General features: G+C 40.1%; 14 protein-coding genes. 12 read left to right on the top strand and 2 right to left on the bottom strand.

Going from position 1 to position 18,666, the window contains the following annotated elements:
* Positions 1-393: 393 nt before the first annotated feature.
* The 4 genes from ACFSMW_RS17510 (at position 394) to nhaC (ending at position 5,872) form a co-directional block, all read left to right on the top strand.
* Entirely contained in the window at positions 394-1,656 is a 1,263-nt protein-coding gene (locus ACFSMW_RS17510) for an SGNH/GDSL hydrolase family protein (RefSeq protein WP_390357588.1), read from the top strand.
* Positions 1,657-1,763: 107 nt separating this feature from the next.
* Entirely contained in the window at positions 1,764-2,960 is a 1,197-nt protein-coding gene (locus ACFSMW_RS17515) for a CdaR family transcriptional regulator (protein ID WP_390357589.1), read from the top strand.
* A gap of 159 nt (positions 2,961-3,119) precedes the next feature.
* Entirely contained in the window at positions 3,120-4,367 is a 1,248-nt protein-coding gene (locus ACFSMW_RS17520; protein WP_390357590.1) for an NAD(P)/FAD-dependent oxidoreductase, read from the top strand.
* Between the two features lie 92 nt (positions 4,368-4,459).
* Entirely contained in the window at positions 4,460-5,872 is a 1,413-nt protein-coding gene (gene nhaC, locus ACFSMW_RS17525) for a Na+/H+ antiporter NhaC (RefSeq protein WP_390357591.1), read from the top strand.
* 150 nt (positions 5,873-6,022) lie between these two features.
* Here nhaC and ACFSMW_RS17530 read toward each other — a convergent pair whose 3' ends face one another.
* On the bottom strand, positions 6,023-6,841 hold the full coding sequence (locus ACFSMW_RS17530) for a C40 family peptidase (protein ID WP_390357592.1): 819 nt from the start codon (positions 6,839-6,841) through the stop codon (positions 6,023-6,025).
* Between the two features lie 314 nt (positions 6,842-7,155).
* Between ACFSMW_RS17530 and ACFSMW_RS17535 the strand changes: the two genes are divergently transcribed.
* The 5 genes from ACFSMW_RS17535 (at position 7,156) to ACFSMW_RS17555 (ending at position 13,135) form a co-directional block, all read left to right on the top strand.
* Positions 7,156-7,755, top strand: a complete 600-nt coding sequence (locus ACFSMW_RS17535; protein ID WP_390357593.1) for a class I SAM-dependent methyltransferase — start codon at positions 7,156-7,158, stop codon at positions 7,753-7,755.
* A 281-nt stretch (positions 7,756-8,036) separates the two neighbouring features.
* Positions 8,037-10,049, top strand: a complete 2,013-nt coding sequence (locus ACFSMW_RS17540) for a BglG family transcription antiterminator (RefSeq protein ID WP_390357594.1) — start codon at positions 8,037-8,039, stop codon at positions 10,047-10,049.
* A 2-nt stretch (positions 10,050-10,051) separates the two neighbouring features.
* Positions 10,052-10,492, top strand: a complete 441-nt coding sequence (locus tag ACFSMW_RS17545) for a PTS sugar transporter subunit IIA (RefSeq protein ID WP_390357595.1) — start codon at positions 10,052-10,054, stop codon at positions 10,490-10,492.
* A gap of 31 nt (positions 10,493-10,523) precedes the next feature.
* Positions 10,524-11,960: a fructose-specific PTS transporter subunit EIIC gene (locus tag ACFSMW_RS17550; RefSeq protein WP_390357596.1), complete on the top strand. Its 1,437-nt coding sequence runs from the start codon at positions 10,524-10,526 to the stop codon at positions 11,958-11,960.
* A complete protein-coding gene (locus ACFSMW_RS17555; protein ID WP_390357597.1) occupies positions 11,957-13,135 on the top strand; it encodes a MalY/PatB family protein in 1,179 nt (392 codons plus the stop codon). The genes ACFSMW_RS17550 and ACFSMW_RS17555 overlap by 4 nt, the downstream gene beginning before the upstream one ends.
* 215 nt (positions 13,136-13,350) lie before the next feature.
* Here the strand turns inward: ACFSMW_RS17555 and ACFSMW_RS17560 are convergent, their stop codons facing one another.
* Positions 13,351-13,959 carry a hypothetical protein gene (locus ACFSMW_RS17560; RefSeq protein ID WP_390357598.1) on the bottom strand — a complete coding sequence of 203 codons (609 nt, stop codon included), beginning with the start codon at positions 13,957-13,959 and terminating at the stop codon, positions 13,351-13,353.
* A gap of 268 nt (positions 13,960-14,227) precedes the next feature.
* Here ACFSMW_RS17560 and ACFSMW_RS17565 point away from each other — a divergent pair, with 268 nt between their 5' ends.
* The 3 genes from ACFSMW_RS17565 (at position 14,228) to ACFSMW_RS17575 (ending at position 18,637) form a co-directional block, all read left to right on the top strand.
* Entirely contained in the window at positions 14,228-15,775 is a 1,548-nt protein-coding gene (locus ACFSMW_RS17565; protein ID WP_390357599.1) for a PucR family transcriptional regulator, read from the top strand.
* Between the two features lie 265 nt (positions 15,776-16,040).
* Positions 16,041-17,174 carry a M24 family metallopeptidase gene (locus ACFSMW_RS17570; RefSeq protein ID WP_390357600.1) on the top strand — a complete coding sequence of 378 codons (1,134 nt, stop codon included), beginning with the start codon at positions 16,041-16,043 and terminating at the stop codon, positions 17,172-17,174.
* A gap of 41 nt (positions 17,175-17,215) precedes the next feature.
* Positions 17,216-18,637, top strand: coding sequence for a sodium:solute symporter family protein (locus ACFSMW_RS17575; RefSeq protein WP_390357601.1), 1,422 nt, complete (start codon positions 17,216-17,218; stop codon positions 18,635-18,637).
* Positions 18,638-18,666 lie beyond the last annotated feature (29 nt).

Consider the following 18,666-nt stretch of genomic DNA (forward strand, 5'->3'; position numbering starts at 1 on the left):
CGCCGTCCATTTCCTTTGAATTTTAAACTGTAACCTCTTCAAATCCATGTAGTAGCATGTTAAAATGAATTTCACGCATCTCCTTTTTGAGCTGGTTTGTTGGTCTAAATTCAGTCACAAACAAGGAGCTTGCGTGCTTTTTATTTTAGCAGCTTCGCTTATCTCTTCATAAATATTGTAGTACTGAAAAAAACAGCCGCCTTCGTATCAGCCAGTGAGCGCTGCTGATTTCAGAATTAACCCGATCTCTGAGAGTACGTATTTTGATTTATCATCAAAATCATCAAATCGTACAAAATAACTGAGGGTATAACCACCATTCTCTTTTCATGAAATACGAAAGAATATATTATGGAAAGTATATTTTTTGAAAGCAGGAAAGGCGAGAAATGAATGAAACAATTCCTATACACCATTGGTTTGACCGCAATTATTATTTCTATTATCATCATGGGCGCAAAGGGATTGGATCCCATAAAGGAAGAGTCGGCAGAAGTAAAGCCTGAAGTAAAAGCCGAAGATATAGCCAAACCCAAGGAAAAGAATTGGGTAGCTGCATGGACAGCGAGTCTTCAAGCACCCTTTGAAGACGGTGTTTCCTCTGAAGGATTTCAAGATCAGACGCTGCGTTTTATCGTTAAACCACATACTGATGGGAAAGAAATACGTATTCGTCTATCAAATATATTTGGTTCCCAATCACTTCAACTTGACGATGTGCATGTGGCCATTTCAAAAGATGGTGCTGAAAACGTATCTGGGACGGAGAAACAAGTTACCTTTGACGGAGACAAAAAAGTGACCATACCAAAGGGCAAACGATTCTTTAGCGACCCGATTGATATGGAGGTAAGCAGTAAAGATAAGCTTGCTGTGAGTATATATGTCAAAGAGCCAACTGGTCCGGCTTCATGGCACCCGCGTTCCGTACAAACAAGCTATATAGCAACGGGTAACCATGCCTCTGCAGCAAATGCTTCTCGTTTTGATGAAGGAGAAGAAGCATGGTTTTGGCTGGATGGGGTTGATGTGAAGCCTAAGTCCTCAGTAGACGGAGCGCTTGCAGTAGTTGGGAGTTCGATTGCGAACGGAAATCACTCTACATTGAACAAGGACCATCGCTGGCCGGACTATCTGGCAAAACGACTTAATGAAGAAGATTCAAAAGTCCATTTGTCAGTATTGAATGCAGGTATTACTGCCAATCAATTACTCAACAGTCCACCTGAGAAGGGGGAGAATGTGCTGGCAAGGCTTGATCGTGACGTTCTCAGCCAATCAGGAATAAAAGCTGTCATCTTGCATATCGGCCTCAATGATATACGACATCATCCTGGTTATCCTGCTGAAAAAATCATTGCGCGAATGCAGGAAGTGATTGATGTTGCACATAAAAAAGGGATTCAGATTTATGGCGCGACACTAACGCCTTACAAGGATTCCGATATGTATACAACAGAAGGAGAGCAGACCAGACAGAAGGTGAATGAATGGATACGTTCAAATGATGAATTTGATGGGATGATTGACTTTGATAAAGCATTGCGAGACCCCGATGAACCGGAACGGATTTTGCCTGAAAATGACTCAGGAGACCATTTACATCCGAACGATCAGGGATATGAGAAAATGGCCGAGGCGGTCGATCTGTTTTGATAAGCATATCACTAGGATAGCCAGGAGCTAAGGCCTCCTGGCTTTTTTCAATTCAAAAGATGATATAATTGTCTTATGAATCGGAATATTAAAGGTGGTATGTTTTTATGTTGCAGGATATTTCCCAGAATCTCGCTGAGAGCATTGGCGCCATTATAAATAAAGAAATCATTATAACGGATGAGCATGCAGTGATTATCGGGGCATCAGATGAAACGAGGATAGGAAGCTTGCACGAAGCCTCCATTCGAATTATGCAAACAGGAAAACCCAATAGGGATAATAATGATATCGCAAAACTATCCGGAACACGGGAAGGTTTTTGTTTGCCTGTGAAGCTGCAATCAAAGACTATTGGGTCAGTAGGAGTCACTGGCAAACGTGAAGAAGTAAAGTACTATTGTTATTTGATTAAAGAATATCTTGAAAATCTGCTATATCAGGAAATCTACTTAAAGTCTGTACAGATGCGTGACCAGCATATTACGGACCTGGTGATCGATATTGCCAGCTTCAATCAAACAATCATGGAAGAATCCATACTTTTATCCAGGGCAGAGGAAATGGGATATAATCTCACCTTGCCTCATTACGCTGTTATCGTGGCATGTGGTAATGCAAAGCAACATATTTCATCCAGAAACAAGCTGCCGGAAAAAACGTTGGACATATCGATGGAATTAAAAATACAAACTTTGCATATTAAACTTCAGTTCATTTTAGCGGATTATTTCAGTCATCCCAATACGATTATCGCATCGTTATCGGATAATAAATTTGTCATTTTCCATCCAGTAGAAGTACTTCAATATCAATTGCACCAGGATAGCCTGGCAGAACTGAAGGAAAAATGCAAAGGCGTCATGAATGAATTCTCTAAACTGGATATCACTACTTATATTGGGGTAGGTGGTGAAGGGAGTAATGCTGAAGGATTAAAACAGACCTACGAAGAAGCGAATAAGGCACTGAAGCTGGGCGATGAGTCCGCAGACAACATTTACTTTTATGATGATTTTCTGCTGGAAGATGCTATTGACAGGCTCCCCCCGGATTTTACGAAACGGTATGCCGAATCTCACCTATCCCGCCTGGCACAGCTTAATCATGCAGATGAATTGTACAGAACGATCATTGCATGGTGTGAATCTGGTTTTAACCGTAGTAAAGCCGCAGAAAAATTGTTTATCCATCAAAATACGCTTGATTATAGGATTAAAAAGATAGTTGACGTTTTAGATATGGATACACATGATTATAAAAAATTCATCCGCTTGTACGTGGCAATATTAATGAAGAAATAATTTCATTCATATTGCTTTTTTGTATGGTTCTCACAAATAGTTGATGATGAAAAACTGATTAATTGTATGGAGACTACATTGTTATAGGGTAATGCAAAAAGTATAATTGAAAGAGTAATCTAAACATTTAAATATATGTAAAGGAGCCAGTGATGAAAAATGTCCCAACAAGTGACCATAATAGGCGGTGGAATGATCGGCTTGGTTACCGCCTATTATTTAACAAAAGAAAACTATGAAGTAACCCTAATCGATAAAAGTGAATTTGGAATGGGATGTTCAAAAGGGAATCAGGGTTGGATTTGTCCAGCTATTCATGAGCCTGTTCCTACCCCGGGATTAATCAGTTCTTCTATTAAAATGATGTTAAAAAAGGACAGCCCCCTTTATATCAACCCTGGCAAAGTGATCCAATTGGCTCCATGGCTGTGGAGATTCATGCGTTATTGCAACAAGAAAGATTTTTTTAAAGGGGAAGAATCTTTGCTGACCTTAAGTCAATCTACATTGCAGCTTTTTGATGATTTGGAAAAAGAAGTCAATTTTGAGTTGCATAAAGAGGGATTTTTGTTTGTTTTTCTCCAACAAAAGTCTTTGAATGCCAAATTTGAACGGTTGCTTCGCGGTGCAAAAGCATATGGCCATGATCGGCCGATTGAACTGACCAAAGATGAGGTGTTAGAAAGAGAACCAGCATTGTCCGCTAACATCATTGGCGGCATTTACTTGAAAAATCAATATCATATCAGACCCGAGAGTCTGACGATGGGCCTAGTGGCATATTTAAAAAAGCACAATGTCAAACTGGTTTCTGGGACAGAAATCACAAAAATAGAACAACAAAAGGGGAAGATTACGGCTGTTTGCTCGGAAAAAGAAGTATTTCATTCAGATATATTCCTATTAGCAAATGGTGTACACAGCAATTTACTTGCGAAACAGTTAGGTTATGATTTTCCAATGACTGCGGGTAAAGGATACTCTATGACTTATAATCAACCGGCTTTCACATTTAAACAGCCGGTATATCTAGGGGATGACAGCGGAGGTATTACGCCATTTAGCGATGCCCTTAGAATCGGTGGGACAATGGAACTGTCCGGGCTCAATACAAGGCTGGATAAGAAAAGAATTCAAGGCATTCATCTTGCAGCAAAAAAATACTTTAAAGAAGAACTTACTGCAGGTTCGATAGATGAATGGGTGGGAATGAGACCAATGACGCCTGATGGCATGCCGATTGCTGGAAAAATACCTGGTATCTCAAACGGGTTCATTGCTACTGGTCACGGAATGGTTGGCATGGCAATGGGGCCTATCACGGGCAGGATCATTTCTGACATGATGGTAAAGGGCCGAACCCATGTTAATACACAGTCTATTAGTCCGGAAAGGTTTAAGAAATAAAGAAAGATATATGAAATGCTAGACACACCTAGTGAATGGGCGCCATACCGCCTTGTAAGGATTACAAGTTTGATGAAGGGAAGGAGTATGATATGAAGAGAAAACCAACTTTTTTGGAAGCGTTTTCCCCTTTTATAGTTTTAACCGTTGTTGTTGGCATCGGGTTTGCTTATTTAGAGATACCGATTCAACCTTTGCTGATTTTATCTGCAGCCTATGCAGCAATTATTGCAGTTCGAGTCGGTTTAAGTTGGAAGGATATGGAAGATGGTATCATTGAACGTTTAAAAACAGCGATGCCTGCAGTATTCATTTTGTTCGCAGTAGGAGTCATTATTGGGACTTGGGTTTTTTCAGGGACTGTACCGATGCTGATTTATTACGGGCTGAAGATTATTAACCCGACTTATTTTTTGATGACAGCTTTTGCAATCGTCGCCGTCGTTTCGGTTGCGACCGGGACAGCTTGGGGCTCAACGGCCACAGCAGGTGTAGCACTGATCACGATTGCATCCCAACTCAATATTCCGCTTGGAATTGCTGCGGGTGCTATCATTTCTGGAGGTGTTTTCGGAGATAAATTATCCCCTTTATCAGATACAACTAATCTTGCTCCTCTCGTGGTGGAAATAGATATCTATGATCATATCAAACATATGCTGTATACGACCATCCCGGCTTCCTTAGTGGGGGTCATGGTTTGGGGCATTGCCGGTGTGATGGTTGGCAGCGGTTCAAACCCGAATGAAGGCGGTGTAAAGGTCATGCTGGAGCAGCTCGACACGATCTATCATTGGAATGTGTTTATGCTCTTGCCGTTCATCATCGTTCTTTGGGGAGCTGTTCGCAAAAAGCCTACTGTTCCGATCATGCTATTTTCCTCTCTTGTAGCAGTGTTTGTCGGAGTGCTTTCAAATGGATTCAGTTTGGTAGATGGAATGATCTCCATGGCTAATGGTTTCGATATGTCGATGATTACCAGTCCACAATTCAATTCGGACAATATTGATAATGCGGTGTCCAGTTTGATTAATCGCGGGGGGATTTTCTCCATGACAACGATTGTCGTGACCATTTTCTGCGGATATGCATTTGCTGGAATAGTTGAAGTATCGGGATGTCTGGATGTGTTACTGGATAAGTTATTTGGCAAGGTGAAAACACCTGTACAATTGATTGGGGTGACAATCATTGCCAGTACAGTGATCGTGTTTACTTCCGGTGTTGCTTCCATTTCCATTATCATGGTAGGCGTATTATTAAAGGATGTATATAAGGATCTTGGATTGCAAGCCAAGAATCTATCGAGGACGCTGGAAGATGCGGGAACTATGCTATTGCCACTTGTTCCTTGGGGTGTTTCAGGTGTGTATTACCATGAAGTACTGGGTGTCAGTGTTGGAGCATACTGGTTGTGGTCTGTACCATGCTATTTGTGTATTGTATTCGCTATGATTTATGCGAAAACAGGTTTTGGCATAGCAAAAATGCAAGAAGAGAAGTAGGGGGGCCTCCTCGCTTTGGTGGTAAAAGAAGGGAATGAATCGGAAAGTCAAGATCCAAAAAAAGAATTCCCATGGATCATGGGAATTCCGTGTCTTCTATCCAATTTCCAGTGAAGGAATCTGCGAATTTATTGTCAAGCGTGACGACAATTAGAATCTTTTTGCGCCGACATAGTGGTTAGCCCAATAGTATTGCCATTGCTCAGGCGTGGTAATTTCAACACCTGTTTCTTCCGTTCCGGCATGGATCATCTGATGATTCCCGATATAAATCCCGCTGTGGGAAATGCCATCTTGACCTTCATAGGTTCCTGAGAAGAAAACAACATCTCCTGGTTCTGGGTTGGCAACTTCTACACCATCATTTGCCCACATTTCAGCGTGCGTCCGGCTTAGTTGAATGTCTTGTTCAGCAAACACTGCATTAATAAAGCCGCTGCTGTCCAAACCGACATTAGGGTCTGTTCCTCCCCATACATAAGGGGTGCCTATCATGCTTTCTGCAATAGAAATAGTGTCATTGCTATTCGTGCTGGAAGCACTAATGTTATGGGACATTACTTGTGGCTGACTTGATTCGGCAATTTTTATTTGATTACTATCGTCTTTGTTCGCTAATGTTTGAGCATTCAACGCGTTTAGTGTTGGTGTATCAACAACGCCGTCTGCATCCCATCCTTGATCATACTGGAAATCTATTATTTTTTTTTCTGTTTCCGGGCCATAAATACCATCTGGATTCACATCATAACCGAGATTTTGCAGTTTCTGCTGCAAATCTTTTACTTCCTGACTCTGCTCCCCTTGTGAAAGTACTGCTACACCAGTACCTGTACTTTCGTCTGAAGAAACATCTACATCCGGAGCTCCATGAGCAAAAACGCTTCCCGCCATAACCGGACTGATTGCGACTGAGGTCGCCAGTAATGCAGATACAGTATACTTTCTTACTGAATTCCTCTTACTCATTAAGTTGTCCTCCTTCTATGTAATCCGTAAAATGATCCTGACCAAACTGAACATTATGCTATGATTGGACATCATCTTACGTTGAAAATACATCTTAACATACAGACATTTCAATGAGACTGCCATTTCTTTACATTTCTATAAAAATACGAGAAGTAGTATGAAGTGAAGAGCACTAAAACGTATTCCAATCAATTACCTAAGCTATTTGCGGATAAGATTCTTTTAAGCAAAATTCTCATACCTTTCAAGGGATATATGATACAGTGCCTATATACAAGGGTATCAAGATATTTATAAAGGAGATTATGAACATGTCCAAAGAACATTGGGACAACAGTTTCTCTGATGCAGATTATGTTTATGGAGAAACTGCAAATGTCTTTATTCAAGATAAAAGCGAGCTTATTCCTAATAATGCAACGATTGGTTGCTTTGCGGAAGGAGAAGGCAGAAATGCCGTCTATCTGGCAAAACTTGGCTATCATGTAACAGCATTTGACCAATCTGCTGTTGGGTTGGAAAAAACAAAGGCGTTAGCAGCAAAAAATCAGGTGGATGTTCAGACTGCTCAGTTTGATTTGACCAGGGAAAAGGTGCCGAAAAATCAATTTGATGCAGCCATCATGGTGTTTGGCCATGTTTCCAGACAAGATCAGCCCTTTTTTATACGGAACATATTGGATGCAGTGAAGCCCGATGGATATGTCATCTTTGAAGTTTACTCTGAGGACCAGCTGGACTATGGAACAGGTGGGCCATCAGTAAAAGAGATGCTGTATGACCCAAAGGACATCCTTCAATGGATTGAAGATCACAAATGTCTTCATTTCTATTACGGAGAAGCATATCGGCAGGAAGGGAAAAAGCATAGCGGAGCCTGCCATCTGATTCAGGTTGTGATCAAGAAATAATTACGAAGCGAAGCAGCATAGGAGTGGCAACTGTACAACTGCTTCTATTTTGAGGTGATCTGGTGTTGCGTGTCCAATCCAAAGAAAATCCTTGGTACCATCCAATCCCCATCTTTTTACAGGTGGGGATTATTTGATATCGTGGAAAGTCCAAACAGTCATTTTTGATTGTTTACTTTTTGCAGTAGCAATACTGCAATGGTTTGTTATAGTAACCGCTGTATATAGCAACTATAATGATACTAATCACACCGTAGTATACTCGAATCGAGGTCATGATCATGAATGCAAGGCAAAAACAGCTGCTTATTTTGTTATTAAATGAATCCGATTACAAAAGTACATCCGATTTTGCTGCGCAGTTACAATGTTCGATACGGACCGCATACCATGATTTTCATGAAATTGAACAGTATCTGCAAACGTTCGGATTCCGCCTGGACAAGAAACAAGGATTAGGGATAAGACTGGCTATCGGCCGCAAGGAAAGGATGGATATTTTAAGTAAAGTAGATGGCCATGCTTCCCTCATGGACCGATATTCTATTAAAAATAGACAGAAATGGATTGCGCTAAAATTGCTTCATCAAGAGGGGTACATGTCCATGCAGCAATTTGCAGATGCGTGCTTTGTAAGTAAAACAGCGATTGCACATGATATTGATGAGATTGAACAATGGCTTGAAGCTGCCGGTATAAAGATGGAGCGGAACCACTATGGAATCATGATCCGTGGGAAAGAAGAAGATATAAGGAGTCTCATCTCGGAACTGGTTTCTACGCCAGTGGTCAAAGAGAAGCATGACAGGTTTCGCCAAACAAACCGCCGTCTCGACGAAACTTCATATAACCACCTGATTGAATGGTTTTCCCCGGAAATGGTCGGTCAAGTAGAGAAGGTGATTGAGCGACTGGAAAAACTGAACCGTATGACAATCAGTGACTTGTATTATATTAATGTGCTGACTCATATTCTGATATTAATCAAACGTACGCAGCAAGGTCATTATTCGAATATATCCGTTCAAACATCCGGAAAAAGGGCCAAACCAATTTTGAAGAGATGGACAGTGCAAATTGTCCAGTTGTTAAAAGATTATGCGGCTATAACGGTACCGGTAAATGAAGCAGGTTATATAGCATTTTATATTTTTCATTGTACCATGAGACAGCCAGATGACTTGTTATTAGACCATGAGAGGGAAACGGCACTGGACGGATCCATTCAGAAAATGATTGAAATGTTTTCCAGAATCCTGGCTATTGACATCCGATATGATAAGCAGCTTGAAAATGGCTTGAAACTCCACATTGAACCCATGCTGGAAAGGATGCAATATCATTTAAAGTTGAAAAATCCCATGCTGCCGCATATAAAATCACGTTATCATTCTATATTTGGCATGACGTGGCTAATTATGTCTTATTTAGAAAATCAGTTCCATATCCAGCTGAATGATGATGAAGTGGGATACATTACCATTCATTTCCTTGCGGCTTTGGAAAGACGCAACCGAAAGAAAGGAAAACGTGTTGTCATTGTTTGCTATGGTGGGGTGGGAACATCCCAGTTTCTCGCAAACCGCATTCAAAATACGATTCCTGAAATGGACATAATTGATGTGGTGCCCTCTTACAAATTGTCTCAAATTGACTTGGATACGTTTGATTTCGTCATTGCAACAGAATCGATTTCATTTAGCGGGAAACCAGTTGTGGAAGTTTCACCGATTTTGGATGAGCAGGACGTGAGGATCATCAATCAATATATCTTTGAGGACAACCATAGTGGTGGAAAGACACGAAAAACTGATGAACGTGAACCTTCGCGGGATAGTAGTCTTATATTTGGCCGGCTCATAGATACAGAGTCTATTTTTATAAGGCAAAAAGTACGTAACAAACAAGAAGCGATTCACTTTCTATGTGATGCGGCACACCGGCAAGGTTATGTAGACCACAAATTTAAAAAAACAGTTTTGAAAAGGGAAGCTCGATCCCCTACATCTGTCGGTAACGGTATCGCGATCCCGCATGGAGATGAGCTGCATATCAAATCGTCGCAAATTCTCATGTTTGCCAGTGAGCGGCCAATCGACTGGGGAACAGAAAATGTATCGTTGCTATTTTTAATAGCTATTAAAACATCAGATGGTAATCAATTTCAACAAGCTCTGCGCGAATTGTACGGAGTACTGAAGGATGATTTCCTGATAAAGCAATTGAAGCAGACAACAACATCCAGAGAAGCTTATCGCTTGCTGACAAGTTTTATCAACGAGAGGAGCCACTAATCATGGAAATAACCGAGCAACATATATTTTTTGATGTTTCTGCCCGCCATAAAAAACAAGCATTAAAAAAGATAGCCGCGTATGCCGAACAAATTCAAGTAGTAACTGATCAAAAAAAGTTTTTTAAGGGCTTGCGCAAACGAGAGGAAGAAGTGACCACCGGCTTTGGAAATGGGGTGGCAATCCCCCACGCCAAATTGAAAGAAGTAATCAAGCCATCTGTGATGATTATCAAATTTTCCGAGGAGGTGGAGTGGGATTCCCTGGATAATCAACCTGTCCGGCTGGCAATTGTACTTGCAGTTCCGGATACAGATGCAGCTACAGAGCATTTGAAGTTATTATCACAGATTTCCCGCCAGCTTATGCACGAGGAATTTCGGGAAGGCATCGTAAACAGTTCTTCCAAAGAAGAAATAATTAAATTGTTCGAATCTGTTTAACCCATAGTTTTAAACAAAGGGGAGAATTTATATGGAAAAAAAATTAGCGGCAGTAACGAATTGTCCTGCCGGTATTGCCCACACTTATATGTCTGCAGAAGCGCTGCAAAGAGAAGCCGAAAAACGCGGGGATACAATGAAGGTAGAGACGCAAGGTTCTGTGGGGGTGGAGAACGAACTGACATCAGAAAATATTGCACAGGCGGATTATATCATTATTGCAGCAGGGCGGGGAATGTCCGATGATGAATTGCGCCGGTTTAACGGCAAGAAAGTCCTGTTTGTCGATGTTTCTGATGTGTTGCGGGATGTATCGTCCACCATGGATCGTCTGGAGAGGGAAGCAAGAACATATTATGCCCAAGACGAAGGAAATGATGACCAGCCTACAGGGACAAGTGCTGCATCCCGCCATAAAAGAGGTGTTGCAGGTGTATTTCAACATTTGATGAATGGTGTATCGTTCATGATTCCTTTTGTAACAGCTGGGGGTATTTTGCTTGCCATATCTGCTGCACTTGTCGGAGGAGGCAAGACAGTAGAAGGATCTTTTGCCTATCTGCTGGAACAGGTTGGAGTGATCGGTTTTGATTTAATGATACCAATCCTGGCTGGTTACACTGCTTATTCCATAGCTGATAAACCTGCTCTAGCACCGGCAATGATAGGTGCATGGCTGGCTAACCAGGCAGATATTCTTGGTACGAAAGGTGGGGCCGGATTTTTAGGCGCGATATTGGTCGGACTGCTTGTAGGCTACTTTGTGAGATGGTTCAAGAAGTTTAAATTACCAAAATCACTGACTCCGTTGATGTCATTTTTAATTATTCCGACGGTTTCAACGTTATTGATTGCGGTTGTTGTATTTTATTTCATTGGTCCGGTCATAGCTGGAATCATGCTGGCGCTGACTACCTTTTTAAGTTCTATGTCATCATCCAGTCTGGCCATCATCTGTGCGATTATTGGTATGATGATAGCTTTCGATATGGGCGGTCCTATCAACAAGACTGCTTATCTATTTTCCTTAGGCATGGTTGCACAGGGAAATGCCTACTTTTTTGGGACAGTTGCTTTGATCACAGTTATTCCACCGGCTGCTTTGGGACTGGCGACAATGATCAGGCCAAATTTGTTTAAAAAAGAAGAAATTGCCAATGGAAAATCAGCTGGTATCGTCGGGCTCTTTGGTATTACAGAGCCAGCCATACCATATGCGGTGAATGATCCGGTTCCTGTCATTGGTGCCCAGCTTATTGCTGCTGGTATTACTGGCATGCTTGGTGCCATTTTTCATATTACGAGAATCGCCCCCGGCGCAGGTATTATAGATCCGATCATTGGTATCGCCAAACCGCCTTTTATCTTTTATTTCGTATTAATCATCGGTATTGCACTGAATACGGTATTGGTTATTTTGTTTAAACAAGCGTTTAAAAAACGCAGAGAAAAGAGGCTTAAGGCATGAACTATCATTTTGATGAAATAATAGAGCGCAGGGGTACATTGGCACGCAAATGGTCAAAGGAAAACCTGGTAAAAGAATTCCAAACGGATGATGTTCTGCCCATGTGGATAGCGGATATGGATATTGCATGTCCCCCGCCAGTTGTGGCGGCCATGAAAAAGGTGGCCAGTCAGCGAATATATGGATATACTTTTGTGCCTGATTCTTATTATCAAGCGGTTATCGATTGGAATGAGCGCCGCCATCATTGGCGTATCAGGAAAAATTGGATTACGCTGACGCATGGTACTGTGAGTACATTGCATTATATTGTCCAAGCATTTTGTCAACAAGGTGATAAAGTGATCACGCAGACACCGGGATATCAGCCATTTCAGCGGGCTGTAGAACACCATGAATGCGAGCTGTTGTGCAATCCGTTAATCTATCAGGACGGTTCCTATGAGCTGGATTTGGATGATTTGGAAGAAAAAGCGAAGGATCCGCGAGCTAAAATGCTGATTTTCTGTAATCCGCATAATCCAACAGGCCGTGTTTGGACTGCAGCAGAATTAAAAAGTGTGGCACAGATTTGCTTGAAGCACAATGTATTGCTTGTATCAGATGAGATACATAAAGATATCGGCCTATATGGCAATTCCCCCGTTTCATTAGCAAGCGTATCTGCAGACATTGCGGATCACTGTATTATCTGTGTTTCACCTAATAAGGCTTTTAACTTCGGCGGTTTAAAGTCTTCTTATACCGTCATTCCAAATGAAGCAATCCGTATCAGGCTGCAGGAACAGTTGGCTGTCAACTCTGTTACCTCTCCAAATGTATTTGCAGTACCTGCATTGATCGCTGCATATACAGAGTGTGATGAATGGCTTGACCAGTTAACGGCATACATTGAAAAAAACGTAGATACGGTCAGAACATTTTTGGCGGAGCGGCTGCCTGAATTCCGAATGGTCGAACCTGAATCTACCTATTTGATTTGGCTGGATGTTAGCAGACTGGGGATAACAAACAGCGAGTTAATGAATGTGCTTCTTTTCAAAGGGAAAGTCGCCTTTGAAGATGGCAATGATTTCATCTCGGATGGAGAAGGGTTCCTAAGGATAAATGTAGGCTGTCCTCATGCTACAGTTTTAGAGGCATTGAACCGTATGGCTGGATGTTTTACCACGTAAAAGAAGAGAGATGCAGGATGAACTGCACTTCCATGCGAGCATTTAACCTCGGGCATGGAAGTGCAGTTTTTTTGGATGCCGAATTGGAGCTTTTATACTCTTCCAAAATACGCGATTCAGATTTTAGCAAAAAGTGTCATAAAATCTGTTAAACTAGCAAACAAAGTATGCTATTAAAAATACAGTACGAATAAAAAAGACCATCTAGGTCTTTTTTAGTTGTTGAAAAAGTCAGGGTCGGCAGTGACATCAATGATTTTTCCGTTATGTATATCTGCCGCATAACGTCCATTCGTAGAAGAATGTCCCGTCACTAAGGTAGAATACCTAATAATAATGTAACCCTTTAACTCACCATCATATTCTAAGAAGTGATCTCCATCTTCTGTCCATTCGTCTTGATCACGCAAATAGTCTTTGACTAAAGCGATAGCCTTTTCTTGATCTTTCTTATTCGTGTCCGTTTGAATGTTTGTATCTTGCATATCGTTTTGCGTGACAGCGGGATCCTCACTTTTTGAAGCTTTATTTTTATCCCTTTCAATTTCTTCCTCGGAAATATTGGTGTTCGTCTCTTTATCAGATATATCACTATCATTGTGACTGTTACTCGTTGATGCATTGGGCTTTCTATGATTTGTCTTTTCTTGAGAATCATCCGCTGCAGTTTTTTCAGATCCTGTTGTCGGTTCTGATACGGAGTTGGAATCCTGGTTTGAAGGAGTCTTCGTTGTTTCCTCAGGTTCGTTCGTACAGGAAGCAAGCAATAAAATAAATATAAGCAGGATTATATTGCAATAAATGTGTGTTGTCATCTTCTTCATGAAATCATTCCTTTTATGCTGTCACAATATTTCACTTACTCATATTAAATCATTTTAAAGAAATTGTAAAATTTACCAAAGTAAAATGGGACTATGAAAAAACTGATAGGTCATAGCTGCTATAAATAGAATGAGAAAAACCATTTTGTATATTGTATCTTAGCTTTTGGTGCTAATAATAAAAAAGCATAGTTAAATAGGTTGGCATTGTGGTACTTCATGTTTATGATGATAAATAATAATAAATCTGCGGATTATGAAAGCCGAGGTGTCAAAAATTATTACAGTTCGTCACTTATTGAAAAAGATAGAACGCTACGGCGTGAAACTTATATCTGGAGAAGCAGGAATCGACAACCCTGTCGATTACATTAATATACAGGAATTTGCGCTGAAAAGTGAGCGTATAAAAGAAAACGGCATTCTTTTAACTACATTTAAATCATTACTTGAATCAAATGACATTATCAGCCACTTAAGATGGCTGAAAAAACAAAAAATCAATGCTATTGGAATTCACACTGTCTTTGTAAAACATGTACCGCAAAGAATCATTGATTTTTCTAATGAAAATGATTTTCCGATATTCCTGATTCCTGAAGAAGTGTCCTATCAGGAAATTATGCAGGATTATAATGAGTTGTTAATGATGGATGCTAATAATGAGCGCCTGAAGGCAGAACAAGTAAACATAAATATGTTAGAAGCAGTTGCGTTAGATAAGGATGCGCAGTTCATAGTGTCTGCTATGGGAAAGCAGTTGAAATTACCGGTGCTATATGTCAGTAAGTCGTTCGCTGTTGAATGTTTTAAGTACAATACTGATTTGGGAACTTCTCATCTCCAGCAGATTGCAGGGGAAGTAATGGAGCAGCTGGAAACTTTAAACGAAGATGTATTGCGGTATCAGTTTGGCAATCATACTTTTAAATTATTTCCTATTGTTGATAGCAAAAATTTTCATGGAATATTATTGATAGGTTTGGAAAAAGAATTTAATGTAACGGATTGGTCTATTATAAATTATGGAAAGACTGCTCTCTTGCTTGAAGCAGTGAAGAAGCGTTCTGTAGAAAAATATGTAAAAAATCGCGATATGAAAATCATAGAGTCAATGCTAAAAACACCCCGGCAAGAGAAAGCCAATTTTGAGGACTTATCCTCATACCTTAAAGATGCGAACTATCTGTATTTGATTGAATCAGATGACTTGATGACACTAAATAATATTTTTGATGAGTTTCATATTAATATAACTAAGTTAGAGCCTGCCTCATTATTGTGGATATATGAGAACCAAGTTATCTGTTTAATAGATGCCAAGATACCTACTAATATTTTGAATAAGATTTTTAACCAAAGGGATATATACTGCGGGGTTAGCGAAAAATCAAAAAATAACAGCATAAATAGTATTCAAGAGAAATACGAACAGGCCAGAATAGGCATTGAAATAGGAAGACAAAAAAGAAATTTAATTAATAGTTGGGATGAGCTGGGCTTTGATAAGTTTCTTTTTACGTTAAAAAAGAGTAACGTTCTGAAAAATTCTATTCAAGCGTTATTAGCCCCTTTAATAACCCATGATGAGACATTCGGATCCGTACTAATAAAAACGCTACATGTTTATTTAAATAACTACTTTAGCTTGAAAAAAAGTGCAGAGACGCTATTTGTCCATAAAAATACGATAAAATATAGGATTGCTAAAATCAAGACATTGTATCCTGGTGTGAATTTTGAAGACACAGAAACCTATTTACTATTTGAGATAGCTTTAAGATTATATGAAACGGAATATAAAAAGACATGGTAGAAACACAGACAACTAATATTCAGGACAAAAATTTACACGATTTTTGTCTTTCCAGACCAATGAAAAAAGTTCAGCAACATCATAAAATGAAGTAACAGGATGACAGATTATTCAGTTTATATTGTTGACACTAGAGCAATCTAGTTTGTTCCCCAGAGGAACATCATCAATAATCTACTTGAAAATAATTAATCAGAAATGACAACGCTGCCAACAAATGTCTGTATTCTGTTTTATAAAAACTTTACTGGAGGAGTTGCATAGGATGGACACAACAAAAAGGGTAGGCAAGTTGAGAGAAATAATGGACGATAAGAAAATTGATTTAGCTGTTATCATGCATTTTGAGAATCAATTTTATTTTTCTGGTTTAAAGGCGATTACTTATTCACGGCCAATTGTGTTAACAGTTGATTCGGATAAGCTAAGCTTAATCGTTCCCTCTCTGGAAGAAAATCATGCAAAAACGATGACAAAGGCCGATAAGTTATATGTTTATCATGAAACCTTCATGAGCAGCAGCAAGGGCGGGTCCCACATAGAACATTTAAAAACATTGATATCTTCCTATCCAACAGGCACAAGGGTAGGGGTTGAATTTTCTTCGCTGCCAATACAATTAGGAAATATGATGAGGGAAGCCGGGCTTGAACTGGTTAACTTGGATAACGATATTCAAAAGATGAGATATATCAAGGACGAGGAAGAGATTGAGTTAATTACTGAATCTGGAAGACTTGTAAGCTTGGCATTAAAAGAATCACTCGAGAATGCAAAGGCAGGGTTAACTGAAATGGAAGTGGACCAATTTGGAAACCAGGCGCTTTTTGCAGAAGTTGCACGCAAACATCCGAATGCTACGTTGGATTTCTTTGTAATGACCCCCTCAGGGATAGATAGAAGTATCTTGCCGCATGTTTTCTCGAATACGAGGAAATTTGATGAAAATGATATTTCTATTCATAGTCGTCAGGTTGGGCTGAATGGATACCGTGCCGAGTGTGAGAGAACTTTTTTCATTAGTGTGCCAACGGATAGACAAAAGGAATTGTTCAAAATAGCACACGAAGCACAGTTGGCTGCTTTGGATACCATTAAAGTCGGAATCACGGCAAAAGAAGTGAACGAGGTTGCCCGCCAAATATTTAAAAAACACGATGTAGAAGAATACAGTATTCACAGAACCGGTCACGGGATAGGAATTGGTCTGCATGAGGAGCCATCCTTAAGATATGATAACGATCTTATTTTGCAGGAGGGAATGGTTTACTGTGTCGAGCCGGGGTTATACGTTCCCGGTGTCGGGGGATTCCGTCATTCTGATACAGTCGTGCTCAGAAAGAATGGCTCACATCAAGTCACTGAATATGCAAAAGAATTGGATGAACTAACATTTTAATTCGTATATAACAATGTTTGGAATAAGGGGGGGGATGGATAGTGAATGTATATCTTGTCGGAGTTGTTATCTATTTATTTGTGATGGCACTAGTGGGTGTATATTTTGGGAAAAAATCGATTCATAATAATGAGGATTTTATGGCTGCAGGCCGATCGTTACCATTATGGGTAGTGAGTGGAACACTTCTGGCAACTTTTGTGGGGTCCGGGACAGTGGTCGGAGGAGCAAGTTTTATCTACCAGTACGGGCCCTTCGCTGCGGTTTTTAACTTATCGGGCGGGATAGTTGGTACAATCATACTGTATTTTCTCGCGGGAAAAATAAGAACTGGGGAAGCATATACTGTTCCGGAAATGATTGAAAAAAGATTTGGGACAACTGCTAGACTAATATCGTCCATTATTATTTTACTTGCCTTTATCGGTATAACTGCATATCAGTTCACTGGGGGAGCCTACGTATTACAAATTACAACTGGTTTGCCAATCGGAACAGGGTCGATTATTATAGGTCTTTTGGTAATCTTTTTAACAGTAAGCGGCGGGTTATTTTCAGTCGCTTATACAGATGCAATTAGTGCCATCTTAATCGTAGCCGGGTTTCTCTTGGGCTTGCCTTTTGTTCTGCACTCAGTCGATGGCTTCTCTGGACTGTCCATTTCTTTGCCTAGCGAAACAAAAACCTGGAATGGCGGCCTGAGTATCCCGCAGTTAATAGGGTTCTTTTTACCATTATTTTTACTTGTCTTAGGTGATCAAAACATGTATCAACGTTTTGGTGCTGCGAAAAACCCAACTGTTGCTAGAAGATCTACAATTGGATTTTTTATTGGGAGTTGTTTGGTAATCAGTTTGACGATAACGATTGCCACTTCCGCTATTGTGTTATTTCCAGATATTGCACCAGACACTGCAGTTTTGAATATGGCAATAAACGGTTTGCCCTTAGCAGTAGGATTGATTGTTTTGTGTTCAGCGGTAGCATTTATCATTACTACAGCAACCTCCTACCTGCTATCAGCCTCTGGAAATATTATTTATGATTTATTAAGAAGGTTTAGCAGTAAAGGTATCAGCGACACGAAGTTGTTAAAATATAACCGTATCACAGTGGTTGCGGTCGGAATATTGGCTTATATTCTGGGAATGTATTTTCCAACGGTATTAGAGCTGCAAATGTATTCATATACGATGTATGGGGCAGCGCTAACGCCAGCTATTTTAGCTACTGTTATGTGGAAAAAAGCTACCAAAGCTGGAATTATGAGCTCGATGATTGCTGGAGCAGCAGGTACCGTTTTATGGGAAGTAGTCTTAAATAAACCATTTGATTGGAATAGCGTTTTATTTGCCTTACCACTTTCAGTACTGGCTCTAATTGTTGTTAGTTTATTGACAAACAAAAAAAGCGCAATAGAAAGCAATGCAAATGTATCTTTTGTAAAAAATCAACTGAAATGAAAATATATGTGGAAAGTAAGGTTTGAAAC

Origin of the sequence: Tigheibacillus halophilus (assembly GCF_042683165.1) — a bacterium.
GTDB lineage: Bacteria > Bacillota > Bacilli > Bacillales > Amphibacillaceae > Tigheibacillus > Tigheibacillus halophilus.